Raw genomic sequence first — 25293 nt, forward strand, 5'->3', positions numbered from 1 at the left:
GCAGACCTGTTCCAGGCCGTCCCCGAACTCACCGAAAAACTGGGCTAAAAGCCCTGGCTCCGGCCCGGCACACGCCGGGCCACACAGAGCCACATGTCATCGAAAAAGGCCCGCATCCGATGCGGGCCTTTTGCGTTCTGTATACTTCGAAAACCAGGCAGCAGGTCGGCCACCCTACTGACCGGCAGCTATCACATGCGGGTCAGCCCGCTGCTTTGCGCTGCCCCAGGATACCCTGCAGCTTCTCAGCCGTGGCGCATCCAATCCGGTTGTGTTCTTTCGGCCCCAGCATATGACGCGCTGTCGGCAGGTCGAGCGGCCCCATATCCATGCCCATCACGTCATTTGCCAGCCCGGCCGTGGCAACGGGAAGCTCTACCACTCCTTTGACCAAGGGCCTCAGAGAATCGACCATCGCCTGATCAACGAGGACCGGTTCACGTCCGAACATTCCCACACCACCCAGATTATAGCGCAGCCACAGCAGCACCAACCGTCCGTCCATCGCAGTGATGAGATCACCCATGCGACTGACCCACACAGATTGCAGATGCAGGCAGAGGGTTTCAAACCGCTCCTCAGAGACGTTTTTGAGCTCGGTCAGCAGATGCTTGTTGAAATGAAACTCCGTGAAGTCCACTTCCGGATAAAGGGCCTTCAGTTCAGGGCGGGCCTGCAGGAACCGGTCATTCCGGCGCGGATGTACCCGGTAATATTTGTTCGACAGGTTCTGCGCACCCAGAAGCTGGAAGACAGCGATATCTGAATCCTTAGCCACCTTCATCAGGCGGTCATCGCTCATGAAACTGTCCAGCCCCGCGTTCACACCGCCAAGGTTGACGCATGGCACATCCAGCAGGGATTCTGCGACGGCGGGAAACGGCTCAGCCACAAAGCGACCAAACACCTCTGTTCCGCCCAGAAATGCGATATAAGGTTCATTCAAGTCGCGTTCGGGTCCACGTACCTGCAGCCTTGAGCCTGCATAGCAACATGTTCCACCCGAAAGCGTCGAAACGCTTTGGAGTTCGTAACTCATAGTCCCACCAATTTTTCACCCGATACTCACTTTGAGCCTGAAAACTTGCAAATTTCCTAAAGCTCAAATTTGGTTAAAATACCCCTGCGCCAGCCTTGTGCCCCCCCCGAAACGACCGATAAGATCACCCGGCAGGCAGCCAGGGAGCCATCGGCATGGAAGTCAAAAAAATCGGCGTAATCGGAGCGGGACAGATGGGCAACGGCATTGCCCATGTCATGGCAGTTGCGGGTTATAACGTTGTTATCAATGATGTAAATCAAACCGCATTGGATGGCGCTATGAGTGCGATCCAGAAGAACCTGGCCCGGCAGGCCAGTCGCGGCAAGATCAGCGAAGAGGACATGAATGCCGCCCTTGCGCGCATCACTCCGACGCTGGCTCTGCCCGATATCGGGGCCACCGATCTGGTCATCGAAGCGGCAACCGAGCGTGAAACCATCAAGCAGGCGATCTTTGAAGATCTGCAACCGCATCTGCAGCCGCATACGATTCTCACCTCGAACACCTCGTCTATCTCGATCACCCGTCTGGCGAGTCGCACCGACCGCCCTGAACGTTTCATGGGCTTCCACTTCATGAACCCGGTACCAGTGATGCAGCTGGTCGAATTGATCCGCGGTATTGCCACCGACGAGGAGACCTTCACGGCATGTCAGACCGTGGTGGAGCGTCTGGGCAAGACCGCCGCCAGCGCCGAAGATTTCCCCGCCTTCATCGTCAACCGGATCCTGATGCCGATGATCAACGAAGCCGTCTACACCCTCTATGAAGGGGTTGGGTCGGTGAAATCCATCGACGAATCGATGAAGCTGGGCGCCAACCATCCGATGGGGCCGCTGGAACTGGCAGACTTCATCGGCCTGGACACCTGTCTTGCCATCATGAACGTGCTGCACGACGGGCTGGCCGACACCAAATACCGCCCCTGCCCGCTGCTGACCAAATATGTCGAGGCTGGCTGGCTGGGCCGCAAGACACAGCGCGGGTTCTATGACTATCGCGGGGAAACGCCGGTTCCGACGCGCTGATCCCCGGGCTTTCCTGACTGCTGCGGCGACGGCCCTATCCAGGGGCCTGACCCGCAGCGATCAAAAAGCTGCAGCGCATCCATCAATTTAGAAAGCGGATTACTTGTCGTCAGTCGGAGTTTTACTGCCCAGCGACAGGGTATGCTCTCGCAGCCAAGCCATGAAGCCGCGCGGATCGCTGTGCAGCCGTTCCATCTGCGCATCCGTCAGCGGCTCTCCGACCACCGGCGCCTGCGGCTTATTGCAGGAGCGCACGATTTCATGCAGCAGCAGCCCTTGACGCAGGATCGGAGAGATCCGGCAGGCAATCTGATACCAGCGCGAATTCGACCCTGGGAAGAAGATCGGAACCACACGCGCGCCAGAACGGCGGATCAGCTGCGCGGTGAACACGTTCCACTCCTGCTCGATAGCAGGGCCAAACCAGCTGTCCGACGACATCACCACACCCGAGGGGAACAACGCCACAACGCCGCCTTCCTTCAGATGGGCCATGGTCTTGGCTCGCATTTCCACCATCTTGCGCTGCGCTTCAGGGTCATGGGGGAACGGCACCGGGATCATGAAGGAGGTCGCCGCCTCATCAAGCCCCGTCAGGACCGAGCGCGTCAGAATTCGGTAATCAAGCCGGATGCGACCAATCAGGTCAGCAAAGATCATGCCATCGACCATTCCGTGCGGGTGGTTCGCCACGATCACAACCGGACCTTCGGCGGGAATGTTGCGGATCTGCTCTTCGGGCGTAAGCAGATCGATCCCCATCACGTTCAGCGCGCCGCGCCAGAATTTCTGGCCGCGGTACTGGGCGTTCTGCTTTTCGAACTTCTTGACCATGCGCAGAATGGTCAGCTTGCCGGTGAACCATTCGATGGCGCGGATGGCAAGCGAGGTCCAGCGGTCGTCAAAGGAATTGGCATAGGTCAGGGTGCGCCGGTCATAGACCTCGCCCGTCTCCGACTCTGCCTTCAGGCCGCCGTCATGGTCATGCGCCGTATCCGCCACTTTGCCCTTCCCGTCTTCCACAGGTGCTTGTGCCCTTCAGTATCCTTCGCCGAATTTGTCGGCGACAAGAGCCTCCAAAGCCTCTGCCAGAGCCTCTGCGTCCGGCCCCGAAGTATCGACGTCAATAGTCGTTCCTTTCGAGGCTGCCAACATCAAAAGCCCCATGATACTGTCGCCGGAAGCTGACAGACCGTCCTTTGAAACCTCAGCCGTGGCATCAAAGCCTTCGACCACTTCGACCAGCTTTGCGGAGGCACGCGCATGCAGGCCTTTTTCATTTATGATCTTCAGCGTTTTAACTGCCATTGAAGTGTCTTACTCCCCTGCGGGGTTAATGTTCTGCGAGTTGATGTATTTGCGACCCGCCTCCATCGCCTGGCGCACGGCATCGGCAACCGGCAGGTGGCGGGATTTTGCCAGCTTGATCAGCATCGGAAGATTGGCGCCGTAAAGGATGCGCCGATCCGTGGGCGCACAGGCCCGTAGGCTGAGATTGGACGGAGAGCCACCAAACAGGTCTGTAACGATCACAACGCCATCGCCGGTGTCCACATCGTCGGCCGCAATACAGATTTCGCGCTGTTTGTCGTCACGGTCATCGTCAGGCGCAATGGTAATCGCACGCAGGTTCGGCTGCTCGCCAACCACATGCTCAACGGCGGCCAGATACTCTCTGGCCAGCCCCCCATGCGCGACAATAACAATCCCGATCAACCCGGCCTCTCCGTTCCGCTGTTAGCGCTGCAGCTCGCGATGTCTAATTGACACCTGCTGCCCGTCTTCCGCAAGGGTCTTAGCCAGGGTTTCTGCCAGGGTCACCGAACGATGTTGCCCACCGGTACAGCCAAAGGCGATGGAGAGATGCGATTTCCCTTCGCTGCGAAAGGCGGGCAACAAAAACCGGACCATATCCACCACCCGCGCCATGAACCCGTCATACAGCGGGTCCTGTTTCACATAGTCCTGAACCGCAGCGTCGCGGCCATTCAGCGACCGCAGTGCCTCTTCCCAATAGGGGTTTGCCAGGAACCGGCAATCAAAGACCAGATCGACGCTGCGCGGCACACCGCGTTTGTAGGAAAAACTTTGTACGGACAGGGCCAGCGACCGCCCATCCGGCGCGAACCAATGTTCAATCTCGGCCTTCAGCTGGTGCACATTCATTTCGGAGGTGTCGAGCAGCATATCCGCGCGTTCTCGAATTGGCGCCATCAGGTCCTGCTCCCGCGCCACGCCAACCTCGGGCGTTTCTGCCGGGGCCAGTGGGTGCCTGCGCCGTGTTTCCGAATAACGCCGCAACAGAACATCGGGACGGGCATCCAGATAAAGAACCGTCAGCTCCGCGTCCTGCCGCGCCGCCAGCATTTCAATCATGTCGAGAAGGGCACCCGGGGCGAAATCCCGGTTGCGGCTGTCCAGCCCCAACGCCATTGGCGCGCTCACCCCTGCCGCTTCGATCAGGATCGGCAGCAGCCGCAGCGGCAGGTTGTCAATCGCCTCGAACCCCAGATCCTCCAGCACATTGATCGCCGTGGTGCGCCCGGCGCCGGACGGACCGGTGACCAGAACGATCGGCTGTGCATCGGGATCGACGTCAGGCATCAGGGTTCAGGGCTCCACATTTCAGATACTGCAACAGGGCCGGAGCGAAATGCGTTGCCTCCACGCGGTGTATCACGGGAAGATCCAGCCCCAGAATCGTTTCGGCAGACTGGGCCGGAAGCCGCCCGTCTGCAAGCCGGTCCAAGTCCACAATGGCACAGACAGCCGCCTGAGCGGTGTTTTCCGCGTGCAGGATGCCCAGACCGCGCGCTTCGATCAGGCCTGCGGTTGCCTTGGGTGGCCGCGCCACGACGGATCCATCATGAAGCGTGAGCAAAACCCGGTCGTCCGCGACCAGCTGCGCTCCATAGGCCATCAAATGCAGGGCCAGCGCCGATTTCCCACTGCCGGAAGCCCCCCGGATCAGGAGGCCACGCCCGTCAAGCGCTACACAGGAGGCATGTATACAATGGCTAAGGTCCTGCACCATCACAGGACCATCACAAGAGGATCACACCGGCAGGCCGACCACAAACCGCGCACCCAGCGGTTCAGAGGTGATGTCGGCTTCGGTCGGCCGGATATTCTCGGCCCAGATCACACCGCCATGCGCTTCGACGATCTGCTTTGAAATCGCCAGTCCAAGGCCAGAGTTATTGCCAAAATGCTCTTCCGGGCGCTGTGAGTAGAAGCGTTTAAAAATGTTCGATAGCGCCTGTTCGGGAATGCCCGGGCCGGTGTCCTCGACCACAATCAGCACCCGATTGGCCCGGCGTCGCGCCCAGACACGGATCGCATCGCCATCTTCGCAAAAGGAAATCGCATTGGTGATCAGGTTGACGAACACCTGCGCCAGACGCGCCTCAAGTCCCTGAAGCATGATCGGTTGCGGCGGCAAGTCGGCGATATAGTCGATCCCCTTGGAGCGGGCATCTTCGCCAAGGAACTGGTTGAGATTGCCCAGCATGGTCAGGAGGTCGAATTCTTCTTCTTCTTCCTTGACCAGTTCGGCATCCAGTCGGGAAGCATTCGAGATATCGCTCACCAGCCGGTCAAGGCGGCGCACGTCGTGTTCGATCACTTCCATAAGCTTCTCCCGTTGGTCTTCGCGCTTTACCATCCGCAAGGTCCCGACTGCAGATTGCAGACTCGCCAAGGGATTCTTGATCTCATGTGCCACATCAGCTGCAAATTGTTCGTTACTATCGATGCGACTGTAGAGCGCTTTTACCATTCCGCGCAGCGCCCGGCTGAGACGACCAATCTCGTCAGGCCGTGCAGAGAGGTCCGGGATACGTACCCGGCCGGGGTGACTTTTTCGGGCATCACGGTCGCGCCCGCTTTCCGCAGCCTCTGCCAGATCGGCAAGAGGATTGGCTATGGTCGAGGCAAGAACCAGGCTGAGCCCGACGGAAACCAGCAGCGCCACGACGAACATCTGCAACACGCGCTCGCGCTCACCACGCACCAGCGCGTCGATTTCTCCGATGGGAGAGGCCAGGGCCACCACTCCGATGACCTGTCCGTTGTGAAGAATCGGGGCTGCCGCCGAGAAGACCGTACCCCCCCTGGTATCTACGGCAGTATCAACTGTTGCTCCGGCGCCAAGGGTGTGCTCCGCCAACCGGCCCAATTGCGCCTCGAGCGTAAGCCCCGCATCGGCGGTGTTTTCCCCGGATTTGAACACACTGCCCGCCGCCGACCACAGCGCCGACAGCCCGTCGGAGATCAGAGTTTTACCCTTTTGATTTTCATTCAGAGCATTCAACGCATCCGAGCGCGCAACGCCTGTGACGCTGGCGATCAGGGTGCCACTAGCATCGAATACCATGGCTTCGACCCCGCCCCGCAGGCTGATGCCGGACAGGGTGCCCTCGGCATCGATGCCGTCACCGGTGGCAAAGCTGACGCCGCCCACCGCAGGCAATTCAGCTTCGAACACATTTGCGATCAGGGTTGCTTCGGACACTAGCGCGCCCGCCTTTTGGCGAACCAGGCTCTGCCGCGAGGAGTTAAGGTAGAGAATCCCAGCGACAAGGATGATCAGTGCGATCAGGTTGAAGGTGATGATTTTCCGTGTCAAAGGCGAGCCTTTGAGCGAAAATACCCCGCGGCTGGCCCGGCGCACCTGCATCTCTTCCGTCACCGTTTGCTCTGGAGCGACCCAATCGTCGCCCAGAACCACATCCTCACCGGATGGTGGCGGTGTGCTGCCGGTATCGCGCATATCCCCCTGCCTCCCCAAACCGGATCTGACTCTTACTCTTCGTTGTAGCGGTAACCGATCCCATACAGCGTCTCGATCGCCGCAAAGTCGGAATCCGCGCTGCGCATCTTTTTGCGCAGGCGTTTGATGTGGCTATCGATGGTGCGGTCATCCACATAGACCTGATCGTCATAGGCCACATCCATCAGCTGATCGCGGCTTTTGACGAAACCGGGCCGCTGGGCCAGCGCCTGCAGCAGGAGGAACTCTGTCACGGTGAGCGAGACATCCTTGCCCTTCCAGCTGACCGCATGACGCAGCGGGTCCATACGTAGGTTGCCGCGCTCCATGACCTTGGTCTCTGTAACCGCAGCGCCTTCTACCGCGTCGCCGTTGATTGCTTCCTGGCGCCGCAGCAGGGCACGGATGCGTTCGACCAGCAGGCGTTGCGAAAACGGTTTCTTGACGTAGTCATCCGCCCCCATGCGCAGACCGAGAACTTCGTCGATCTCATCGTCCTTGGAGGTGAGGAAGATCACCGGCATCTGCGATTTCTGCCGCAGACGCTGCAGCAGATCCATGCCGTCCATGCGCGGCATCTTGATGTCCAGCACGGCCATATCCGGAAGCTTCTTGTTAAAAGCATCCAGGGCGGCCTGACCGTCGTTGTAGGTTTCGACCTCGAACCCTTCTGCCTCCAGCGTCATAGCCACCGAAGTCAGGATGTTTCTGTCGTCGTCCACCAAAGCAATCTTTGACATTGAATGCGCCCCTAAATCACTGCTCAGCTTTTCGCTTTTTACATTCCTTAATCGCCCTTCTCAGGCTGCGAATCAATCCCCATTGGCGAATCACGGCACCTTTGGGCCGCAATTAAGGCAAAAATGTCTTAGCACTCACTGAAGAAAGCGCTTCCTTTTGGCGACAAAAAAAATGGTTGCGCTAAACGTTCACTTGATGGCGCTAACTGCGCCAAAGCGTCCTGTTCACCGTGTAAAACGTCATGTTAAGACCCGGCTCACCGGTGTCGCTACCGGTGAATTGCCCCACGGCGCGGCTTTAGATGTATGCGGCTTCAAGCAGCCGCCACAGGAGAAAGAACACATGGCATCAGGACGGGTGAACCCACAATTCCGCCTCGAAGATCAAGGTATCGAGGGTCTGGGCAATGTCCATTACAACCTGATGGAGCCCGCGCTGATCGAAGCGGCGCTGAAACGGGATGAAGGCACACTGGGCAACGGCGGCGCCTTTCTCCTGACCACCGGCAAATTCACCGGTCGCTCCCCCAAGGACAAGCACGTGGTCAAGACCGGAGCGGTTGCAGACACCATCTGGTGGGAAAACAACGCCGAGATGAGCCCCGAAGGTTTCGACGCGCTTTATGCCGACATGCTGGAGCACATGAAGGGTCGCGACTACTTCGTGCAGGATCTGGTTGGCGGTGCGGACCCCGCCCACGCGATCAACGTGCGCATGGTGACCGAACTTGCCTGGCACAGCCTGTTCATCCGCCACCTGCTGCGCCGTCCGGACCGCGAGGATCTGGACGAGTTCATGGCAGATTTCACCATCATCAACTGCCCCAGCTTCCAGGCTGACCCGGCCAAGCACAACTGCCGCAGCGAAACCGTGATCGCGCTGAACTTCGACAAGAAGCTGATCCTGATCGGCGGCACCGAATACGCGGGCGAGAACAAGAAATCGGTCTTCACCCTGCTGAACTACCTGCTGCCGGAAAAAGGCATCATGCCGATGCACTGCTCGGCCAACCACGCCAAGGGCAACCCGGTCGACGCCGCCGTGTTCTTTGGCCTGTCCGGCACCGGCAAGACCACCCTGTCCGCCGACCCCGACCGCGTGCTGATCGGTGATGACGAACATGGCTGGGCCGACAACGGCACCTTCAATTTCGAAGGTGGCTGCTATGCCAAGACCATCAACCTGAACCCCGAGGCGGAGCCGGAAATCTACGCCACCACCTCCAAGTTCGGCACCGTGATCGAAAACATGGTCTTCGACCCCGAGACCTTTGAGCTCGACTTTGACGACGACAGCCTGACCGCCAACATGCGCTGCGCCTACCCGCTGGAGTATATCTCCAACGCGTCTGACACCGCGCGTGGCGGTCACCCCAAGAACATCATCATGCTGACCTGCGATGCCTTCGGTGTGCTGCCTCCGATCGCGCGGCTGACCCCGGCGCAGGCGATGTATCACTTCCTGTCGGGCTTCACCTCCAAGGTGGCCGGAACCGAGCGCGGCGTGACCGAGCCGGAGCCGACCTTCTCCACCTGCTTTGGCGCGCCCTTCATGCCGCGCCGCCCCGAGGTCTACGGCAACCTGCTGCGTGACAAGATCGCCCAGCATGGCGCAACCTGCTGGCTGGTGAACACCGGCTGGACCGGTGGTGCCTATGGCATCGGTTCGCGGATGCCGATCAAGGCGACCCGCGGCCTGCTGACTGCCGCGCTGGACGGCTCGCTGGCAGAGGTCGAGTTCCGCAAGGACTCCAACTTCGGCTTTGACGTGCCGGTCGCCGTGCCCGGCGTTGCAGAAGTTCTGCTGGACCCGCGCCGCACTTGGGACGATCAGGACGCCTACGACAAGCAGGCCGCCAAACTGGTTCAGATGTTCGCAGACAACTTCGAACAGTATCTGCCCTACATCGACGAAGATGTGAAAGCCGCCGCAATCGGCTAAACTCTTCGTCAGATCAAACGAAAAACCCGGCCAGTGGCCGGGTTTTTTGTTTCATGAGAGATCCGGTATCCTGATCAGCCCTGCGAAATGCGTCCTTCGACCATGTCGCGGACCTTCACCGCATAGCGATCCGTCATGCCCGATACGAAATCGCCCAAAGAATGCAGCGCGGTATACTCATCCGTTACCCCGCGCAGGTCCAGATCGACGGCCCGGATCAGTTTCGCCCAATAGCCATGCCGCGCCTTCAATGCCTCGACGTCCCAGCTGCAGGCCTTCAGATCCTCATAGAGCCCGCTGAAGTGATTCAGCAGCCCATGCAGCACCTGACGGCCGGAAATCTCCAGCTCGGTCTTGCGCCGCGCGGTAAAGATGCGGGCGTTCGAGATCTCTTTCAGCTTGGCAAAGGCGTCCGCCTTGGTGGACACCTCCATCAGCCCGTCGCTGAACTCCCCCATCATGATGGCATCATAGTTGGCCATGAAGGCCTCGACCGCGCTTTCGATGGCGGCCCCGATGGCCATGGCCCGCAGCAATCCGACACGGTCCCGCAGGGGCATAGCGGCATCTTCGGGATGGTTCGCCTTGCCGGTGATATCTTCCAGAATGCCCGCCACCAGATCGCTGTCCAGATCGCCCACCGTGGCGGCATCCTCGATATCCAGAATGCGATAGCAGATGTCATCCGCCGCCTCGACGAGGAAGGCAAGCGGATGGCGCCGCCAGACCTGCGCCGCTCCCGTGCCGTCCGAGGGCAGGCCCAGCGCCGTTGCAGCCTCGGCGAATAGATTGCGTTCAGACTGGAAGACGCCGAATTTCTTAAGGCCCACGTAGTTCCCCGAGGACAGCGCCTTGGCCTCTGCCGTGCAAGGGTATTTGGAAAAGGCCCCAAGGGTCGCATAGGACAGGCGCATACCGCCTTCGCGCTGGCCCATCTCCAGCCGAGCAACGATGCGAAAGCCTTGCGCGTTGCCTTCAAAGGCCTCGAATTCGGGACGCACCTCGACAGGCACAGCAGCGGCAAGGCCGGTACCGCTGGCAAACTCGCGCGCAAACCATTCGCCGATACTGTCCTCGCCGGAATGACCAAAGGGCGGATTGCCGATGTCATGCACCAAACAGGCCGCCTGCACCACGCCTGCCATCACATGCTGCTGCCCTTCGGCCAGACTGCCGCGTTCAACCAGTTTCTGCCCCACCTGAATGCCAAGGGAGCGCCCCACGCTGGAGGTTTCCATGCTGTGGATCATCCGGTGATGCACGTGGTCATGGGAATGCAGCGGATGCACCTGCGTCTTTTGCGCAAGACGGCGAAACGGTTCGGAAAACAGGATCCGGTCGTAATCCTGCAAATAGGCGGGGCGGCCCGGCTTTTCCTCAAAATCGGGTCGGCACAAACGCCCCGGGTTCAACAACCTGTCCCATTCCATCGCCATGTGCTGCGCTCCTGCCCTGTGCCTCTTTGGCATGGGTTAAACGGAAACTGGTGCGGAAATGCAATCACCTCAGCGCGGAGAGATACCCGTCTTCTCCAGCTTGTGCTCGGGCTCCACGTGGATGTTCACCTTTGCCTCTGGCAACTCGGCCCGGATCGCGTCCTCTACCCGGTCACAGATGTCATGGGCCGCACGCACCGTCATCATGCCCGCAACCACCATATGAAATTCCACGAACAAAGCTGTGCCCGCCCGGCGCGTCTTTAGCCCGTGCACCTGCAGGGCACCTTCTGCAGAGCGGTGGATGATTTCCTCGATCTCCTCCCGCTCGTCCGGCGGAGCAGCCGAATCCATCAAGCCGTTGACCGAGGACGCCACCACTCCATAGCCCTCGCGCAGGATGTTAACCGCCACGATCAGCGCCAGCGCCGGATCCAGCCAGCTCCACCCTGTCCACAGTGCCAGACCAAGGCCGAACAGAACCCCAACCGACGTCCAGACATCACTCATCAGGTGACGCCCGCCCGCCACCAGAGCCGGAGACCGCAACGCCCCGCCCCGCCCGATCAGCAGGCGCGCCCAGAGCAGGTTGGCCACCATCGCGACAGCGTTGATCCAAAGACCTGCCATTCCCCAATCGGCTGGCGCGATAGGCCGCATTAATGCATAGATCGACTGCTCAAGGATCAGGAAGGCAGCGATGATGATCATGATGCCTTCGGCAACGGCCGAAAAATATTCCGCCTTGTGGTGCCCGAACGGGTGGCCCGCATCCGCAGGACGGCTTGCATAGCGCACCGCGAGCCACGCCAGGAATGCCCCGCCCACATTCACCAGGGACTCAAGAGCATCGGAAAATAGCGCAATGGACCCGGTGACCCACCAGGCGACAAGCTTGAGCGCCAGAACAATCAAGGAGATCGCGATGGATCCAAGCGCAAGCTGGCTTGCATTCAGACGGTTGCCCATGTCGGTCTTCCTGCCCCTGCTCGTAGTCTTCAGGCCCGGATCTGTCTAATCAACGGATACTGATCACAGCATCAGCGCGCGGCGGAGCAAATTCAACCCCGCAACCAGCAGGACGAACAGCGTCAGACGGCGGAAGGCAACCTGATCGATACGATCATGCAGACGTCCGCCGATCCACATGCCCATCACCGCAGGCAGGATCAGTGCCACCGAAAACGGCGCGGTTTCAGCCCGCATGACACCCGAGCCGATGTGCCCCGCCAACAGGGCGACCGCCCCCATGCCGTAGATCACACCCTGCACACGGATTTGCTCGTTCTTTTCCGTGCCAAGGGCGGTCAGATAGGCCACCGTCGGCGGCCCCCAGATGCCCGACATGCCGCCGATCAGCCCGGCAAAGCCGCCCACCAGCACTTCGGACCGGGGCGTGGGCCTAGCGAGTGTCAGCTGCTTGCCCATCAGCTGTGTCAGGGCGAACAGGGACACCGGCACGCCGATGATCAGCAGCATCACCTGCTGCGGCAGAACCCGCACCAGCTGGGCACTGGTCAGAAGAAACACCAGCCCCACCAGAAGGAACAGCCGGAAGCGTTTCAAGGACTGAACCGCTGCGGCAAAGCCGTGCCGAAAGGCCTGCATTCCGTTGGTCACAACCGTCGGCAGGATCAGCCCCGCCAAGGCGATTTCCGGCGGCATGAACATGCTGAGACCAGAGACGAGAATCATCGGCATGGCAAAACCAACCATCCCTTTGACCGTGCCCGCGACCAGCGCAACAGCAAAGGCCGCCGACAGTTCAGACGGTGTGAAAGCGGAAAAAAGACTTGTCATGCCTCTTCATAGCGATAGGTCCAGACCGCTGCAGCAGCAAAATAAACACGAAACTTTTGGTCGATATGCCGCATCGCGGCGTATTTTTATTGCGCTGCACCTGCGAAATGTTTACCACCAAGCGACCGAAGAAGGATGTGACTCATGGCCCACGACGGACAGGACTTGCAAATGAAGCAGATTGTACTCCCCGACCTTTTGACGCTGACCGCAGCGACGCTTGGCCCGCTTGACCAACTGCTGGAGACTGCCCGCGGCGCGGTCCGCGATCTGGTCACAGCCGATGGCCGCGTTTCCGGCGCACTGGTAGAGCAGCACCAGACTGCGGCCCACGGGCTGTCCTGGCTTGCCACCTATGTCTACAGCCTGCGCCAGATGCAGAACTGGGCCGAGCGGATGCAATCCGAGGGCAAGTTCAACGAAATGGAGCAGCTGATCCACCAGATCGCCTTTGGCGAATACCTGGCGCAGATGCGCGGCGGCATCCAGATGAACCAGGGTGAGATCATCCGCCTGAACGATCTGGGACTGGACGCCTCGGCCCAAAGCCTGCTGGACAGCGCAGAAATCACCACCCTGTGCCAGGCTGGCAACTCCGCTGCCGCCCGCACCCGTCTGGTCGAACTGATGCAGGAGCAGGCTGGGTCTGTCATGTTCGGCGCCTCGGGCCTTGATGAAGAACTGGAGATGATCCGCGACCAGTTCCGTCGCTACGCGCTGGAAAAGGTCGAGCCCTTTGCTCACGAATGGCACCTCAAGGATGAGCTGATCCCGATCGAGATTATCAACGAGTTGGCCGAGATGGGCGTCTTTGGCCTGACCATCCCTGAGGAATTTGGTGGCTTCGGACTGTCCAAGGCGTCGATGTGCGTGGTCTCCGAAGAACTGTCGCGCGGTTATATCGGCGTCGGCAGCCTTGGCACCCGCTCTGAAATCGCGGCCGAGCTGATCATCGCCGGCGGCACGGATGAGCAGAAAGCGAACTGGCTGCCCAAGATCGCCAGCGCCGAAATCCTGCCCACGGCCGTCTTTACCGAGCCGAACACCGGGTCGGACCTTGGCTCGCTGCGCACCCGAGCGGTGAAGAACGCCGATGGCGATTACGAGGTTACCGGCAACAAGACCTGGATCACCCATGCGGCCCGGACCCATGTGATGACCCTGCTGGCACGCACCAACCCCGACACCACCGATCACCGCGGTTTGTCGATGTTCCTGGCGGAAAAAACGCCCGGCACTGATGAGAACCCCTTCCCGACCGAAGGCATGACCGGCGGTGAAATCGAGGTTCTGGGCTATCGTGGCATGAAGGAATACGAGCTTGGCTTTGACGGGTTCAAGGTCAAGGGTGAGAACCTTCTGGGCGGCGAAGAGGGCAAAGGCTTCAAACAGCTGATGGAGACCTTTGAAAGCGCCCGTATCCAGACCGCAGCCCGCGCCATCGGCGTGGCACAATCGGCACTGGATATCGCCATGCAATACGCGCAGGACCGCAAGCAGTTCGGCAAATCCCTGATCAACTTCCCACGGGTGTCGTCGAAACTGGCGATGATGGCGGTTGAGATCATGGTCGCACGCCAGCTGACCTATTTCTCGGCTTGGGAAAAGGACAACGGCCACCGCTGCGACCTTGAGGCCGGCATGGCCAAACTGCTGGGCGCCCGTGTTGCCTGGGCGGCGGCCGACAACGGTCTGCAGATCCACGGCGGCAACGGCTTTGCGCTGGAGTACAAGATCTCCCGCGTGCTGTGCGACGCCCGGATCCTGAACATCTTCGAAGGGGCCGCCGAAATTCAGGCGCAGGTCATCGCCCGCCGACTGCTGGCCTGACCCCCTTCACACCTATCACTCCCCGGGGACATCCCCGACTGGCCCGGCCTTGTGCCGGGCCTCTTTTTTATTGAGGTAACGGCTCCCGGCAGACGGTGTTCCTTTGGATCACCGCCGCATGGCTCCCATGAAGTGAACCACTTGGTTACCGGTCGGCGCTGGTGTCCCACGGCAATCTGTCCTACCACGCGACGAACCTAATCCCCCGTCGGTTGAAGACCCGCAAAAATTGACCGCGGATTGCTGCTCTGATTGAATACGAAGAAGGCTGCCCTATGCCCGTTTCCCATTTCACAAAAATGATTTCGTGGCCCGCCCGTCTGGCACCGGTCCTATTAGTCGCTCTGACCGCCTGCGCCGGGGACGAAACCCTGTCGGCCTATGGCGCGGCAGGCAAGACATGGCGGCTGAGCCAGATTGATGGCGCGCCCTTCAGCGCCTCCGCGACGCTGGAATTCCCCGCCCCCGGCAAGATCGCGGGGCAGGCGCCCTGCAACGCCTATCGCGCCGAAGCCACCGCGCCCTACCCCTGGTTTGATACCACGGGCCTTTCATCGACCCGCAAGGTCTGCCCCGAATTGCTGGAAGAAACCCGTTTCCTGGAGGCGCTGCAAACCATGGGCGAGGCCGAAGTCACCGGCGACGTGCTGATCCTACGCAATGGGTCGGGGCGCGAGATGCTGTTCAAGGCCGACGGCTGATCAGATCCACCAGCCGCCCGCGCGCCTCGGGCAGCGGGCGGTTGCCCAAAGCGCGGGCCAGATGGCTTTCGAGGAAATAACCAGTGGTGCGCAGGGCAATCGCGATCTCGGGATCCTCTGCCGCCCCCTGCCCCAAAAGCACCGGTGGCAGCGGCAACAAACGGTCTGCCCAGTCCCCTGCCCCCGCCGCCGACACCGCGCGCCCGGTTTTGGGGGAGACATAGACCAGCCCCTCCTCTGCCCCGGTGACAGCGCAGGCCGTCAGATCCAGGCCAAAGCCCATCTCCTCCAGTAGCGCCACCTCCCAATGCAGATAGGCCAGCGGCCAGAGGTCTTCTTGCTCCAGAAGGTCCAAGAGTTGTTCCGTGCGCGCGTATAGCGCCGGGTAGGCTTCGCGTTCCGGCAGGCAAAAGGACAAAAGCGCTGTCACCGCATTGAGGCCCGCAAGCGCCAAACGCCCGGAAAGGGCCGCCGCCGCCCGGCTGCGCAGGGGCTCCGCCTGATAGCTGCCCAGATGCTCTTCGAGGCGCGCACGCCACGTCAGATCGAGCTGCGCCCCCGGTTGCAGGATCGGCGCCATCCGCCGCCCGGCGCCACCACGCACGACCCCGGCATGGCGCCCGTGCCCTTCGGTAAAGACATCGATGATGGCAGCGCTCTCACCATGGCGGCGCACGGTCAGCAATATACCGTGGTCACGCCAGTCCATCGCCTACTCCAGCCCCGGTTCATCCAGCAGGTGACGACCCTGCCGGTCCTCGACCTCGATCACCCAGAGGTCAGGGTCAAACTCGCCCTGCCGCCGGACCGAGGAATCGACATCAGTCTCTGGCCCTTCGGCCAGCAGAACCCACTTACGGTCACCGCTCATCAGATCGTAAGAGCGGTGAAAGGCCTGCGCCTGCCCATCAAGTGTGTTCAGCTTGACCAGAACCGCGCCGGCGGTGTCATCGCCATGCGCGGTCACAAAGGCCGGAATGTCAGAAAACCGGAGCCGGGCAAGATAGGCATCGACCCAAAAGCGCGCGGTCAGACGGCTCATGCGTTTCCGTCTTTGAAATCAAGTCCCATCTCCGAATAGCGTTCGGATTCTTCAAGCCAGTTCGGGCGGACCTTGACCTGCAGGAACAGATGCACCTTGCGGTCCAGGAACTCCTCCAACTCGGCGCGGGCGGCCTGACTGACGGCCTTGATGGTTTCGCCGCGCTTGCCCAGAACGATGCCCTTGTGACCATCGCGGACCACATAAATGATCTGGTCGATCTTGGCGGAGCCATCCTTGCGCTCTTCCCAGTTCTCGGTCTCGACGGTCAACTGGTAGGGCAGTTCCTGGTGCAGGCGGAGCGTCAGCTTCTCGCGGGTCATTTCTGCCGCGATCATGCGCATGGGCAGATCAGCGATCTGATCCTCAGGGTAAAGCCACGGCCCCTCGGGGACCTGCTCTGCCAGCCAGTGACGCAGATCCTCGACCCCGTGGCCGCGTTCGGCGGAAATCAGGAAGGTTTCGGAGAATTCATAGGCGTCGTTCAGCTTCTTGGTCAGCGCCAGGAGGTCCTCGGCCTGCACCTTGTCGATCTTGTTGATCGCCAGCGCCACTGTGCGGCCCTTGCCGATGTCGGCCAGCCCTTCAAGGATGCGCTCCACGCCTTCGGTAACGCCGCGATGGGCCTCGATCAGCAACACCACGACATCCGCATCCGCAGCGCCGCCCCAGGCGGCCGCTACCATGGCGCGGTCCAGACGGCGGCGCGGTTTGAACAGGCCGGGCGTGTCGACAAACACCAGCTGGCTGTCGCCCTCCATCGCCACGCCCCGGATCCGAGCGCGGGTGGTCTGTACCTTGTGAGTCACGATCGAGACCTTGGCCCCCACCATGCGGTTCAAAAGGGTGGATTTGCCTGCGTTCGGCTCTCCGATCAGGGCAATGAACCCGGCGCGTGTGGTCATGTGTCTTGCTCCAATCGTGTCAAAAGCGCCTTGGCAGCGGCCTGTTCAGCCTGCCGTTTCGACCCGGCGCTGGCCTGTTCCTCAGTCCCGTCATCCAGTCGGACCGCGATGGTAAAGATCGGCTGGTGATCCGGGCCTTCGCGGGCAACCTGCACATAGGCCGGCGGGTTCTGGCGGCGCGCCTGCACATATTCCTGCAAAGCGGTCTTCGGGTCGCGGGCGTCGTCCTCGACCTTGCCGATACGCGATCCCCACAGCCGCAGGATCATCTCCTGCGCTGCCTCGAACCCGGCGTCCTTGTAGACGGCGGCGATTACCGCCTCCATCGCATCGCCCAGCAGGGCCTCCTTGCGGCGCCCGCCGGACATCATTTCAGACCGGCCCAGTTTCAGCACCGAGCCAAGGTCGATCTCGCGGGCGACATCGGCGCAGGCTTCCTTGCGCACCAGCGCGTTAAAGCGCGGCGCGAGCTGGCCTTCGGTCGCGGTCTTGTCATGTTCCAACAGCGCGGTGGACATCACGAGGCCCAGCACCCTATCGCCGAGAAATTCCAGCCTCTGGTTGTCCTTGCGGTTCGGCGAAGACACCGAAGCATGGGTCAGCGCGCGCAGCAAAAGTTCGGGCCGGGCAAAGCTGTGCCCGATCCGATCCTCAAATGCCCGCATGTCTTTAGACAGTTTCACTCGATCCCCTTGAAGAAACGATCACCACGCCAGGTCCAGAAATACAGCATCGAGCGCCCGGCAGAAGAGAACATGATGCGATCCGCGCGCCCGATCAGGTTTTCAAACGGTACGAAGCCGACACCTCCGGCAGATTGCGGCAGGCGGCTATCGCTGGAATTGTCGCGGTTGTCGCCCATGAAGAAATAATGGCCTTCGGGCACCTGATAAACGCCCGTGTGATCCATGCCCTGATTGGCGATATTCAGGATTACATGCTCCACCCCACCCGGCAAGGTTTCGATCTGCCGTGATTTGGCACAGGTCGCGCCCTCACCCACCGGTGCGTTCTCGCAGCGCGGGTAAGAGCCGATCGGCCCCTGACGCTCCATCAGCTCCTCGAAATCGCCTGCGTCCTGCAGCGCGACAGCAGTGCCATTGATCTGCAGAACGCCATTGGTCACCTGAATACGGTCGCCGGGCAGGCCGATCAGTCGCTTGATGAAATCGGTGCCCGTCACCGGATGCCGGAAGACGACGACATCACCGCGCTCGGGCTCGCTCCCCAGAATGCGGGTGTTTTCCCCGTCCAGAAAGCCGCAGATGTCACTGGCATCGACGTCGATCCCGATACTGCCCAGCCGTACGCTGGGGCAGGAAGCATAGGAATAGCCATAGGCCATCTTGTTTACGAACAGGAAATCACCAATCAGCAGCGTTTCCTTCATCGAACCCGAAGGGATCCAGAACGGCTGAAAGAACAACGTCCGGAACACGCCGGCAATCAGCAGCGCGTAGACAATGGTCTTTATCGTCTCAAGGATCGAGTGTCCGGCATGGGATTTGGCCGTCATCAGGCTCTCCGGTGTTGTAGGTTGGGTCGGGGGCTACATGCGGCCCGGCTGGGTCTAAGTCAAGCATCCCCGCCGGATTCCCCCGCTGCGTCAGCAAAGGGTCGCGCTTCGATCATCACGATGGCCTGCGCCCAAGGGTGATCATCGGTCAGGGTGACATGGATATGCGCCTCGTGGCCCGGCGGGGTCATCTTGGCGAGTCTGTCCGCAGCCCAGCCGGTCACATGCATGACGGGCTGGCCGGTGCGCAGGTTGCTGACGGACATGTCTTTCCAGGCGATGCCCATGCGCAGCCCGGTTCCCAGCGCCTTGGAACACGCCTCCTTGGCCGCCCATCGTTTTGCATAGGTGCCCGCCACATCGCGGCGACGCTCGGACTTGCGCTGTTCGACCTCGGTAAAGACCCGGTTGCGGAACCGGTCGCCAAAACGGTCCAGCGTGCGCTGGATGCGGTCAATGTTGGCCAGATCGGTCCCGATGCCAAGGATCATGAAGCACCCATGGCGGTCAGTCCCGCCCTTCTTTCTTGCGGATCGCAGTCAGCTGGGATTTCGCACCCATGCCGGTAAAGAACCGCACGAGCACAAGCCCCAGCGCCGCCTGCAGCAGCGCTCCCCCAAACAGGACACTGGCTCCAACCGGATCGCTCATCATCTGGCGCAGCGGCGGCATGATGAGGCTGAGAAGCACCACGAAGATCAGGCTCAGCCCAAGGATCATCAGCGCCGCAGCCTTTGCAAACCGCCACAGGACGGCGCTTTCCGGCACCGCACGTTCTGCCTTGGCATATCGTTGCCCTTCGACCATCGCCGCAACGATGGCAGGAATGATGCTCATCCCGCCATTGGCAATGTTATGACCCAAAAGGACCTGCACGGCATAGACAACCGCGATCACCCCTAGAGCCGTAGCCACATAGACCAGCGTAAAGCGTTTGAGGTTCATGCCTCCGCCCCGCTGCGCGCGGCATCCATCCGGCGGCGCATTTCCGCGATGGCTGCAGGCAGCCCCACGAACAGGGCTTCGCCGATCAGGAAATGACCGATGTTCAGCTCCATGACCTGCGGCAAGGCGGCGATGGGACCAACGCTGTCGTAGGTCAGACCGTGTCCGACGTGGACCTCCAACCCCAGCTCATGCGCATAGGCGGCCATTTCGGTGATCTTGGCCAGTTCGGCGTCGCGCTCATCCCAGCGACCTTCGGCCCAGGCATCCGCATAGGCACCTGCGTGCAATTCGATCACCGGCGCGCCGATGCGGTGGCTGGCTTCGACCTGGGCCTTGTCAGCCGCGATGAACATCGACACCCGGCTGCCCGCCTCGCGCAGGGGGGTGATGTATTCTGCCAGCGAATTGTCATTCCCGGCCACGTCCAGCCCGCCCTCGGTGGTGCGCTCTTCGCGCTTCTCCGGCACCAGGCAAACCGCATGGGGCTTGTGACGCAGGGCGATGGCCTGCATTTCTTCAGTGGCAGCCATTTCAAAATTCAGCGGCGCCTGCAGCACCTGCATCATGCCTTCGATGTCGCTGTCGATGATATGGCGGCGGTCTTCGCGCAGGTGTGCAGTGATCCCGTCGGCGCCTGCGTTCTGCGCCAGCAGAGCGGCGCGCACCGGATCCGGGTTGTCACCGCCGCGGGCGTTGCGCACGGTGGCCACGTGGTCGATGTTGACGCCCAGCCTCAACCTGTTCTGTGCCTTGTTCTCTGCCATGGTCCTCGGTCCTGAAAGGAATGTCCTGCGCCAGAGACTAGACAGGCAAACTCTGGGGGCAACCCCGATTTTCCATCCTGTTTCGGGAAACCACGGCGGTCTAATCCGCGCGGCGTTTAACACGCGCACCCAGCGATGACTTGAGGCTGGTTTTCAACCCCTTCTTCGCCGGAGGTTCTGTGCTTTCCGCGACTTCCAGCGCGGCGCGGCGTTTGATCTCTTCAAACTTGGCCTTGATCTTGGCCCGGCGGCGCTGCTGGTAGGCCCGGATCAGCGGCAGGCTGACCATATAGCAAACCGTGGCGCAGATGATGCCCGGAATGATGCCGCCGATCATATAGGGATAGAACACCTCGTTGTAGAACACCTGCAACCCGTGCCAATCCGCCGGGCGGTCACTGTAGAGGGCAAAGAGGTTGTTCTTCAGATCGTCACCGGCAGCGAAAAATTTGCCCACCAGAGACTTGTCCACTTCCTCGTCAAAATGGGTGCCCAGCAGCCAGTGGCCGGTCTGCAGCGAGGCCACCCCGATCGGCACATAGGTCAGAGGGTTGCCGAAGAAGGTCGAGCTGAGCGCCGCAAGGATATTGCCATTCATCACCCGCGCGATGATCGCCGCCACAACGAAATGCATCCCGTAGAACGGTGTGAAGGTGGTAAAGACCCCAGCCCAGATGCCGCGGGCAATGCGTTCAGGCGAATCGGGAAGCCTGCGGACGCGGTGCTTGACGTAGTGAAACGCCCGGGTCCAACCGCCCCGAGGCCAGAAAAAATCCGCAACCGCACGAAGGGGCGGACGTCTGTCCCGGCGCCTGAATACCAACGGTCTGCGTCCTTCCCGGTTCCAGCCGAACCATTATCCCGGAATTGTGTGCTTTACCGGTTTTTCCCTGAACCGCACCACTTCGGCGACATGACTTTCCGCCTCCAACGTCAACATGAGGGAATGGAGCTGTTCCACATCCCGTAGCTCGACATTGATCATAAGCCGGTAAAAGTCTGGTTTCCGATCTACAAATTCCAGGTCCGAAATATTGGCCTTCTTCTCACCAATCAATGTACAAATCCGCCCCAGCACGCCTGCATCGTTGCCGACGATCATCTCAAGCGTGGTGTTGTAGACGGCCGGGTGGGTGCCGCTATGCCAATGCACATCGACCCAGCGCTCCGGCTGCTCTTCGAATTCGCCCAGCCGGTCACAATCGGCAGCATGCACGACTACGCCTTGGCCGCGGTAGGTGATGCCAATGATCCGCTCCCCAGGCAGAGGCTGGCAGCATGGCGCGCGTTCAAAGCTTTGCCCCGGCTCCAGACCGATCACCGCGCGGCGTGGCGAAATTTCCTCGCTCTCGTGGGCGGTCAGCTCAGGGTAGACCGCCTGAACAACATCATGGGCCACGATCTCTGCCGCGCCCAGACGGGCAAGCAGTTCATCGACAGTACCGACGCGCAGCGCCCGGGCCGCTGTTTCCAGCGCCTTGTCTGTTGCCTTGCGGTTCACATGCTCAAAGGCCGAGCGCGCCAATTCATGCCCAAGCTTGACGAAGCGCGCCCGGTCCGCTTCGCGCAACGAGCGGCGGATGGCGGTGCGAGCCTTGCCAGTGGTGGCGATTTCCAGCCAGCTGACCTGCGGCGTTTGTCCCTCGGCGGTGATCACCTCGACCGACTGGCCATTGCGCAGCCGCGACCACAGCGGCACCCGGATGCCATCCACCTTGGCGCCAACGCAGGCATGGCCGATACGAGTGTGGATTGCATAAGCGAAGTCGATCGGCGTCGCGCCCTTGGGCAGCTTGATCACGTCCCCCTTGGGGGTGAAGCAGAAGACCTGGTCGGAATACATCTCCAGCTTGACGGCTTCGAGGAATTCATCGTGATCCTCCTCGGCGTCGAACTGTTCGGTGAGAGAGGAAATCCATTTCGCCGGATCCACCGCAAATGGGTTTTCCGAGCGCACGCCATCGCGATAGGACCAATGCGCGGCAACGCCGGTTTCGGCCACATCGTGCATCTGGCGGGTGCGGATCTGCACCTCGACACGCTTGCCGTCACGGCCAGACACCGTGGTGTGGATCGAACGATACCCGTTGGATTTCGGCTGACTGATGTAATCCTTGAACCGGCCCGGAACCGCCCGCCAGCGCTGGTGGATGGCGCCCAGCGCGCGATAGCTGTCTTCCTCGGACTGGGTAATCACACGGAAACCGTAGATATCGGAGAGGCGCGAGAATCCCTGATCCTTGGCCTGCATCTTGCGCCAGATCGAATAAGGCTTCTTGGCGCGGCCAAAGACTTCGGCTTCGATCCCGGCCTTTTCCAACTCGGCGCGCATATCGCCGGTGATCCGGTGGATCACATCGCCGGTTTCCCGCTGCAATGTCACGAAACGGCGGATGATCGACTGGCGGCCCTCGGGGTTCAGCACCCGAAACGCCAGATCCTCAAGCTCCTCACGCATCCACTGCATGCCCATGCGCCCGGCCAGAGGCGCGTAGATATCCATGGTTTCGCGGGCTTTCTGCGCCTGTTTTTCCGGGCGCATCGCCTTGATCGTGCGCATATTGTGCAACCGGTCAGCCAGCTTCACCAGGATCACCCGCAGATCCTTGGACATCGCCATGAACAGCTTGCGGAAGTTTTCCGCCTGCTTGGTTTCCCGGCTCGACAGTTGCAGGTTGGTCAGCTTGGTGACCCCATCAACCAGCATGGCCACCTCATCGCCAAATCGGCGGGCAACCTCGTCATAAGACGCTTTGGTATCTTCGATGGTGTCGTGCAGCAGCGCGGTGATGATGGTCGCATCATCAAGGCGCTGCTCGGTCAGGATCGCTGCGACGGCCACCGGATGGGTGAAATAGGGTTCACCCGAGTGGCGGAACTGGCCTTTGTGCATCTCTTCGCCAAAGGCATAGGCTTCGGCGATGCGATCCGCGTTTGTCTTGGGGTTATAGTTGCGGACCAGAGCAATCAGATCTCCGGCGGAAATTTCAGCAGAAGTCATATCCGGTCCGCAGCCTCAGGTAGCAATCTCTGCGCCGCTCAGCCCTGGCTCTGGGCCTCCATCAGCGCACGCAGCAGTTTTTCCTCAGACATATCGTCCTCGGAGGGTTTGTCGTTGTCGGCCCCCATCAGAAGCGCCATCGAATCCTCTTCGGGTTCGTCGACTTCGATCTGGGTCTGGTTGCTTTCGATCAGACGCTCACGCAGCTCGTCGGCGCTCTGGGTCTCTTCTGCGATCTCGCGCAGCGACACGACGGGGTTCTTGTCGTTGTCACGCTCCACGGTGATCGGGGCGCCTGCGGAAATCTCGCGGGCACGATGGGCCGCAAGCATTACCAGCTCAAACCGGTTGGGGACTTTGTCTACGCAATCTTCAACCGTCACGCGGGCCATGGGCGACTCTCCAAAATATTAGTGGGTCCGGAAGGGAGACTTCTACGCCCATATGTTTTTATTGACAAGCGAAGAAAACCCCGAAACGGGTCAATATATCGGGATAACGCTGTCGATATCTGCTTTTGGCAGGGCATCCCGCATCTGGGCGGCTGTTTTATGCAGCACAGGATGACACCAATCCGGCGCGATGTCGCACAGCGGCACCAGAACAAAGGCGCGGTCCTGCACCCGCGGATGCGGTAGAATCAGTTGGTCCGGCGTTGCCTTCATCTGCACTTCCAGCGGCAGATCGCGCCAGCGGACATATTCATCCTGATCCGGCAGGACACTGTCTCCTAACGAGATCAGATCGAGATCAAGCGTCCGCATACCCCAGCGCTCTCCGCGCTCGCGGGCATAATGCGCCTCGATCTCGTGCAGCCGGGTCAGCAGTGCCTGCGCAGAAAGGCTTGTTTCGATCTCAACGACAGCATTGGCATAGTCAGGCCCGGCCCCCGCAGGAAAACTGGGCGTCCTGAAAAACCGGGAAACCGCGCGCAAGGAAATTTCCGCACCGGGCAATTCCCCGACGGCCGCCGCAAGGGTGTCCTGCGGCAACAAATCGCGCAGGTTCAGGTTTCCTCCCAGTGCAATCAGTGATTTTGACCGGTTTTCGGTCATTTTGGCCTCGCTTCCGAAAATCCTTCCACTTGCGGCAGATGTCAAATAACTTACATTAAGTCCACCTGTTTCGCCGCTTTTTAGCATTCACTCACGGTACACTGGCGGAATAGTTATATCGGAAGGACAATTTTGATGTTTTACAAAGACGAACGGCTTGCGCTGTTCATCGATGGATCGAATCTATACGCAGCCGCCAAGGCATTGGGTTTTGACATCGATTACAAGCTTTTGCGGCAGGAATTCATGCGTCGCGGCAAGCTTCTGCGGGCCTTTTATTATACGGCACTGCTGGAAAATGACGAGTATTCTCCGATCCGTCCTCTGGTCGACTGGCTGCATTACAATGGCTTCACCATGGTTACTAAGCCAGCCAAGGAATACACTGACAGCATGGGCCGCCGGAAGGTCAAAGGAAACATGGATATCGAACTGACCGTCGATGCCATGGAGCTGGCGCCACGTGTGGACCATATCGTGCTGTTCTCAGGAGATGGCGACTTCCGCCCGCTGATCGCCAGCCTGCAGCGGCAGGGCGTTCGGGTATCGGTGGTCTCGACCATCCGCAGCCAGCCGCCGATGATCTCGGACGAACTGCGCCGTCAGGCCGACAATTTCATCGAGCTGGAAGAGCTCAAGGATGTGATTGGCCGCCCGCCGCGCGAATACCCGAACGAGCAGCGCACCCCCGCAGCGGCCCAGTCCTGACCTCTCACAGCTGAATATTGGGGCTGCACAGGCCTTCAGATATCAAAACAAAAGAAAGGCGCCC

Annotated in this window: 28 protein-coding genes; 5 read left to right on the forward strand and 23 right to left on the reverse strand. The window is 60.5% G+C overall.

Annotated features, from left to right (window positions below):
• Positions 1-202 precede the first annotated feature (202 nt).
• The gene (locus C6W91_RS12595; RefSeq protein WP_274839968.1) at positions 203-1039 is read right to left on the reverse strand and encodes a DUF6473 family protein; all 837 of its coding nucleotides are present in this window, start codon (positions 1037-1039) and stop codon (positions 203-205) included.
• A 155-nt stretch (positions 1040-1194) separates the two neighbouring features.
• On the opposite strand from C6W91_RS12595, the gene C6W91_RS12600 reads away from it, so the two are divergent.
• A complete protein-coding gene (locus C6W91_RS12600) occupies positions 1195-2070 on the forward strand; it encodes a 3-hydroxybutyryl-CoA dehydrogenase (protein WP_274839969.1) in 876 nt (291 codons plus the stop codon).
• A 99-nt stretch (positions 2071-2169) separates the two neighbouring features.
• Here the strand turns inward: C6W91_RS12600 and C6W91_RS12605 are convergent, their stop codons facing one another.
• From C6W91_RS12605 to C6W91_RS12635, 7 genes are read right to left on the reverse strand one after another with little or no spacing between them, the layout of a single operon-like run.
• The gene (locus C6W91_RS12605) at positions 2170-3072 is read right to left on the reverse strand and encodes a lysophospholipid acyltransferase family protein (protein WP_065273589.1); all 903 of its coding nucleotides are present in this window, start codon (positions 3070-3072) and stop codon (positions 2170-2172) included.
• A 36-nt stretch (positions 3073-3108) separates the two neighbouring features.
• Positions 3109-3378 (reverse strand): HPr family phosphocarrier protein, encoded by a 270-nt coding sequence (locus tag C6W91_RS12610; RefSeq protein WP_065271509.1) that lies wholly within the window; start codon positions 3376-3378, stop codon positions 3109-3111.
• Positions 3379-3387: 9 nt separating this feature from the next.
• A complete protein-coding gene (locus tag C6W91_RS12615) occupies positions 3388-3786 on the reverse strand; it encodes a PTS sugar transporter subunit IIA (protein WP_065271510.1) in 399 nt (132 codons plus the stop codon).
• A 21-nt stretch (positions 3787-3807) separates the two neighbouring features.
• Positions 3808-4674 (reverse strand): RNase adapter RapZ, encoded by an 867-nt coding sequence (rapZ, locus tag C6W91_RS12620; protein ID WP_065271511.1) that lies wholly within the window; start codon positions 4672-4674, stop codon positions 3808-3810.
• Positions 4667-5104, reverse strand: a complete 438-nt coding sequence (locus C6W91_RS12625; RefSeq protein WP_082996037.1) for an HPr kinase/phosphorylase — start codon at positions 5102-5104, stop codon at positions 4667-4669. The genes rapZ and C6W91_RS12625 overlap by 8 nt, the downstream gene beginning before the upstream one ends.
• Before the next feature lie 21 nt (positions 5105-5125).
• Entirely contained in the window at positions 5126-6841 is a 1716-nt protein-coding gene (locus tag C6W91_RS12630; RefSeq protein ID WP_065271512.1) for a sensor histidine kinase, read from the reverse strand.
• A gap of 32 nt (positions 6842-6873) precedes the next feature.
• Positions 6874-7581: a response regulator transcription factor gene (locus C6W91_RS12635; protein ID WP_065271513.1), complete on the reverse strand. Its 708-nt coding sequence runs from the start codon at positions 7579-7581 to the stop codon at positions 6874-6876.
• 343 nt (positions 7582-7924) lie between these two features.
• Between C6W91_RS12635 and C6W91_RS12640 the strand changes: the two genes are divergently transcribed.
• Positions 7925-9523 (forward strand): phosphoenolpyruvate carboxykinase, encoded by a 1599-nt coding sequence (locus C6W91_RS12640; RefSeq protein ID WP_370570908.1) that lies wholly within the window; start codon positions 7925-7927, stop codon positions 9521-9523.
• Positions 9524-9597: 74 nt separating this feature from the next.
• Here C6W91_RS12640 and dgt read toward each other — a convergent pair whose 3' ends face one another.
• The 3 genes from dgt to C6W91_RS12655 all read right to left on the reverse strand — a co-directional run bounded on the left by dgt (position 9598) and on the right by C6W91_RS12655 (position 12759).
• Entirely contained in the window at positions 9598-10953 is a 1356-nt protein-coding gene (gene dgt / locus C6W91_RS12645; protein WP_370570918.1) for a dGTP triphosphohydrolase, read from the reverse strand.
• Between the two features lie 75 nt (positions 10954-11028).
• Positions 11029-11928 carry a cation diffusion facilitator family transporter gene (locus tag C6W91_RS12650; RefSeq protein ID WP_065271515.1) on the reverse strand — a complete coding sequence of 300 codons (900 nt, stop codon included), beginning with the start codon at positions 11926-11928 and terminating at the stop codon, positions 11029-11031.
• Between the two features lie 63 nt (positions 11929-11991).
• Positions 11992-12759: a sulfite exporter TauE/SafE family protein gene (locus C6W91_RS12655; RefSeq protein ID WP_274839971.1), complete on the reverse strand. Its 768-nt coding sequence runs from the start codon at positions 12757-12759 to the stop codon at positions 11992-11994.
• Positions 12760-12903: 144 nt separating this feature from the next.
• Between C6W91_RS12655 and C6W91_RS12660 the strand changes: the two genes are divergently transcribed.
• Complete coding sequence (locus C6W91_RS12660; protein WP_065271517.1) at positions 12904-14589, forward strand: acyl-CoA dehydrogenase family protein; 1686 nt, start codon at positions 12904-12906, stop codon at positions 14587-14589.
• A gap of 275 nt (positions 14590-14864) precedes the next feature.
• Positions 14865-15290 carry an META domain-containing protein gene (locus C6W91_RS12665; protein ID WP_274839972.1) on the forward strand — a complete coding sequence of 142 codons (426 nt, stop codon included), beginning with the start codon at positions 14865-14867 and terminating at the stop codon, positions 15288-15290.
• Here the strand turns inward: C6W91_RS12665 and recO are convergent.
• From recO to folK, 12 genes are all read right to left on the reverse strand, one after another.
• Positions 15274-15999, reverse strand: a complete 726-nt coding sequence (gene recO, locus C6W91_RS12670; protein WP_274838273.1) for a DNA repair protein RecO — start codon at positions 15997-15999, stop codon at positions 15274-15276. The genes C6W91_RS12665 and recO overlap by 17 nt on opposite strands.
• A gap of 3 nt (positions 16000-16002) precedes the next feature.
• Entirely contained in the window at positions 16003-16332 is a 330-nt protein-coding gene (locus C6W91_RS12675) for a DUF1491 family protein (RefSeq protein WP_274839973.1), read from the reverse strand.
• Complete coding sequence (gene era, locus C6W91_RS12680) at positions 16329-17237, reverse strand: GTPase Era (protein ID WP_065271520.1); 909 nt, start codon at positions 17235-17237, stop codon at positions 16329-16331. The genes C6W91_RS12675 and era overlap by 4 nt, the downstream gene beginning before the upstream one ends.
• Positions 17234-17920 (reverse strand): ribonuclease III, encoded by a 687-nt coding sequence (gene rnc / locus C6W91_RS12685; RefSeq protein ID WP_065271521.1) that lies wholly within the window; start codon positions 17918-17920, stop codon positions 17234-17236. Before rnc ends, era begins: the two co-directional genes overlap by 4 nt.
• Positions 17917-18753, reverse strand: coding sequence for a signal peptidase I (gene lepB / locus C6W91_RS12690; protein WP_065271522.1), 837 nt, complete (start codon positions 18751-18753; stop codon positions 17917-17919). The genes rnc and lepB overlap by 4 nt, the downstream gene beginning before the upstream one ends.
• 59 nt (positions 18754-18812) lie before the next feature.
• The gene (gene acpS / locus C6W91_RS12695) at positions 18813-19244 is read right to left on the reverse strand and encodes a holo-ACP synthase (RefSeq protein WP_065271523.1); all 432 of its coding nucleotides are present in this window, start codon (positions 19242-19244) and stop codon (positions 18813-18815) included.
• Between the two features lie 16 nt (positions 19245-19260).
• On the reverse strand, positions 19261-19698 hold the full coding sequence (locus tag C6W91_RS12700; protein ID WP_274839974.1) for an ABZJ_00895 family protein: 438 nt from the start codon (positions 19696-19698) through the stop codon (positions 19261-19263).
• Positions 19695-20465: a pyridoxine 5'-phosphate synthase gene (locus C6W91_RS12705; protein ID WP_274839975.1), complete on the reverse strand. Its 771-nt coding sequence runs from the start codon at positions 20463-20465 to the stop codon at positions 19695-19697. Before C6W91_RS12705 ends, C6W91_RS12700 begins: the two co-directional genes overlap by 4 nt.
• Positions 20466-20565: 100 nt before the next feature.
• Positions 20566-21288, reverse strand: a complete 723-nt coding sequence (locus C6W91_RS12710) for a DUF2062 domain-containing protein (RefSeq protein WP_274839976.1) — start codon at positions 21286-21288, stop codon at positions 20566-20568.
• Positions 21289-21321: 33 nt separating this feature from the next.
• On the reverse strand, positions 21322-23466 hold the full coding sequence (locus tag C6W91_RS12715) for a bifunctional (p)ppGpp synthetase/guanosine-3',5'-bis(diphosphate) 3'-pyrophosphohydrolase (protein WP_065271527.1): 2145 nt from the start codon (positions 23464-23466) through the stop codon (positions 21322-21324).
• Between the two features lie 38 nt (positions 23467-23504).
• Complete coding sequence (gene rpoZ, locus C6W91_RS12720) at positions 23505-23858, reverse strand: DNA-directed RNA polymerase subunit omega (protein WP_065271528.1); 354 nt, start codon at positions 23856-23858, stop codon at positions 23505-23507.
• 90 nt (positions 23859-23948) lie between these two features.
• Complete coding sequence (gene folK, locus C6W91_RS12725; RefSeq protein WP_065271529.1) at positions 23949-24521, reverse strand: 2-amino-4-hydroxy-6-hydroxymethyldihydropteridine diphosphokinase; 573 nt, start codon at positions 24519-24521, stop codon at positions 23949-23951.
• A gap of 135 nt (positions 24522-24656) precedes the next feature.
• Between folK and C6W91_RS12730 the strand changes: the two genes are divergently transcribed.
• Positions 24657-25229 carry an NYN domain-containing protein gene (locus C6W91_RS12730; RefSeq protein ID WP_274830289.1) on the forward strand — a complete coding sequence of 191 codons (573 nt, stop codon included), beginning with the start codon at positions 24657-24659 and terminating at the stop codon, positions 25227-25229.
• The last annotated feature ends 64 nt before the right edge of the window (positions 25230-25293 follow it).

The organism is Phaeobacter sp. SYSU ZJ3003 (assembly GCF_041300735.1).
GTDB classification, from domain to species: domain Bacteria; phylum Pseudomonadota; class Alphaproteobacteria; order Rhodobacterales; family Rhodobacteraceae; genus Phycobacter; species Phycobacter gallaeciensis_A.

Coding starts and splice junctions, on each gene's coding strand:
- C6W91_RS12595 (WP_274839968.1), bottom strand. CDS start 1,039: ATGAGTTACGAACTCCAAAGCGTTTCGACGCTTTCGGGTGGAACATGT.
- C6W91_RS12600 (WP_274839969.1), top strand. CDS start 1,195: ATGGAAGTCAAAAAAATCGGCGTAATCGGAGCGGGACAGATGGGCAAC.
- C6W91_RS12610 (WP_065271509.1), bottom strand. CDS start 3,378: ATGGCAGTTAAAACGCTGAAGATCATAAATGAAAAAGGCCTGCATGCG.
- rapZ (WP_065271511.1), bottom strand. CDS start 4,674: ATGCCTGACGTCGATCCCGATGCACAGCCGATCGTTCTGGTCACCGGT.
- C6W91_RS12625 (WP_082996037.1), bottom strand. CDS start 5,104: ATGGTGCAGGACCTTAGCCATTGTATACATGCCTCCTGTGTAGCGCTT.
- C6W91_RS12630 (WP_065271512.1), bottom strand. CDS start 6,841: ATGCGCGATACCGGCAGCACACCGCCACCATCCGGTGAGGATGTGGTT.
- C6W91_RS12635 (WP_065271513.1), bottom strand. CDS start 7,581: ATGTCAAAGATTGCTTTGGTGGACGACGACAGAAACATCCTGACTTCG.
- C6W91_RS12640 (WP_370570908.1), top strand. CDS start 7,925: ATGGCATCAGGACGGGTGAACCCACAATTCCGCCTCGAAGATCAAGGT.
- dgt (WP_370570918.1), bottom strand. CDS start 10,953: ATGGAATGGGACAGGTTGTTGAACCCGGGGCGTTTGTGCCGACCCGAT.
- C6W91_RS12650 (WP_065271515.1), bottom strand. CDS start 11,928: ATGGGCAACCGTCTGAATGCAAGCCAGCTTGCGCTTGGATCCATCGCG.
- C6W91_RS12655 (WP_274839971.1), bottom strand. CDS start 12,759: ATGACAAGTCTTTTTTCCGCTTTCACACCGTCTGAACTGTCGGCGGCC.
- C6W91_RS12660 (WP_065271517.1), top strand. CDS start 12,904: ATGGCCCACGACGGACAGGACTTGCAAATGAAGCAGATTGTACTCCCC.
- C6W91_RS12665 (WP_274839972.1), top strand. CDS start 14,865: ATGCCCGTTTCCCATTTCACAAAAATGATTTCGTGGCCCGCCCGTCTG.
- recO (WP_274838273.1), bottom strand. CDS start 15,999: ATGGACTGGCGTGACCACGGTATATTGCTGACCGTGCGCCGCCATGGT.
- C6W91_RS12675 (WP_274839973.1), bottom strand. CDS start 16,332: ATGAGCCGTCTGACCGCGCGCTTTTGGGTCGATGCCTATCTTGCCCGG.
- era (WP_065271520.1), bottom strand. CDS start 17,237: ATGACCACACGCGCCGGGTTCATTGCCCTGATCGGAGAGCCGAACGCA.
- lepB (WP_065271522.1), bottom strand. CDS start 18,753: ATGACGGCCAAATCCCATGCCGGACACTCGATCCTTGAGACGATAAAG.
- acpS (WP_065271523.1), bottom strand. CDS start 19,244: ATGATCCTTGGCATCGGGACCGATCTGGCCAACATTGACCGCATCCAG.
- C6W91_RS12700 (WP_274839974.1), bottom strand. CDS start 19,698: ATGAACCTCAAACGCTTTACGCTGGTCTATGTGGCTACGGCTCTAGGG.
- C6W91_RS12705 (WP_274839975.1), bottom strand. CDS start 20,465: ATGGCAGAGAACAAGGCACAGAACAGGTTGAGGCTGGGCGTCAACATC.
- C6W91_RS12715 (WP_065271527.1), bottom strand. CDS start 23,466: ATGACTTCTGCTGAAATTTCCGCCGGAGATCTGATTGCTCTGGTCCGC.
- rpoZ (WP_065271528.1), bottom strand. CDS start 23,858: ATGGCCCGCGTGACGGTTGAAGATTGCGTAGACAAAGTCCCCAACCGG.
- folK (WP_065271529.1), bottom strand. CDS start 24,521: ATGACCGAAAACCGGTCAAAATCACTGATTGCACTGGGAGGAAACCTG.
- C6W91_RS12730 (WP_274830289.1), top strand. CDS start 24,657: ATGTTTTACAAAGACGAACGGCTTGCGCTGTTCATCGATGGATCGAAT.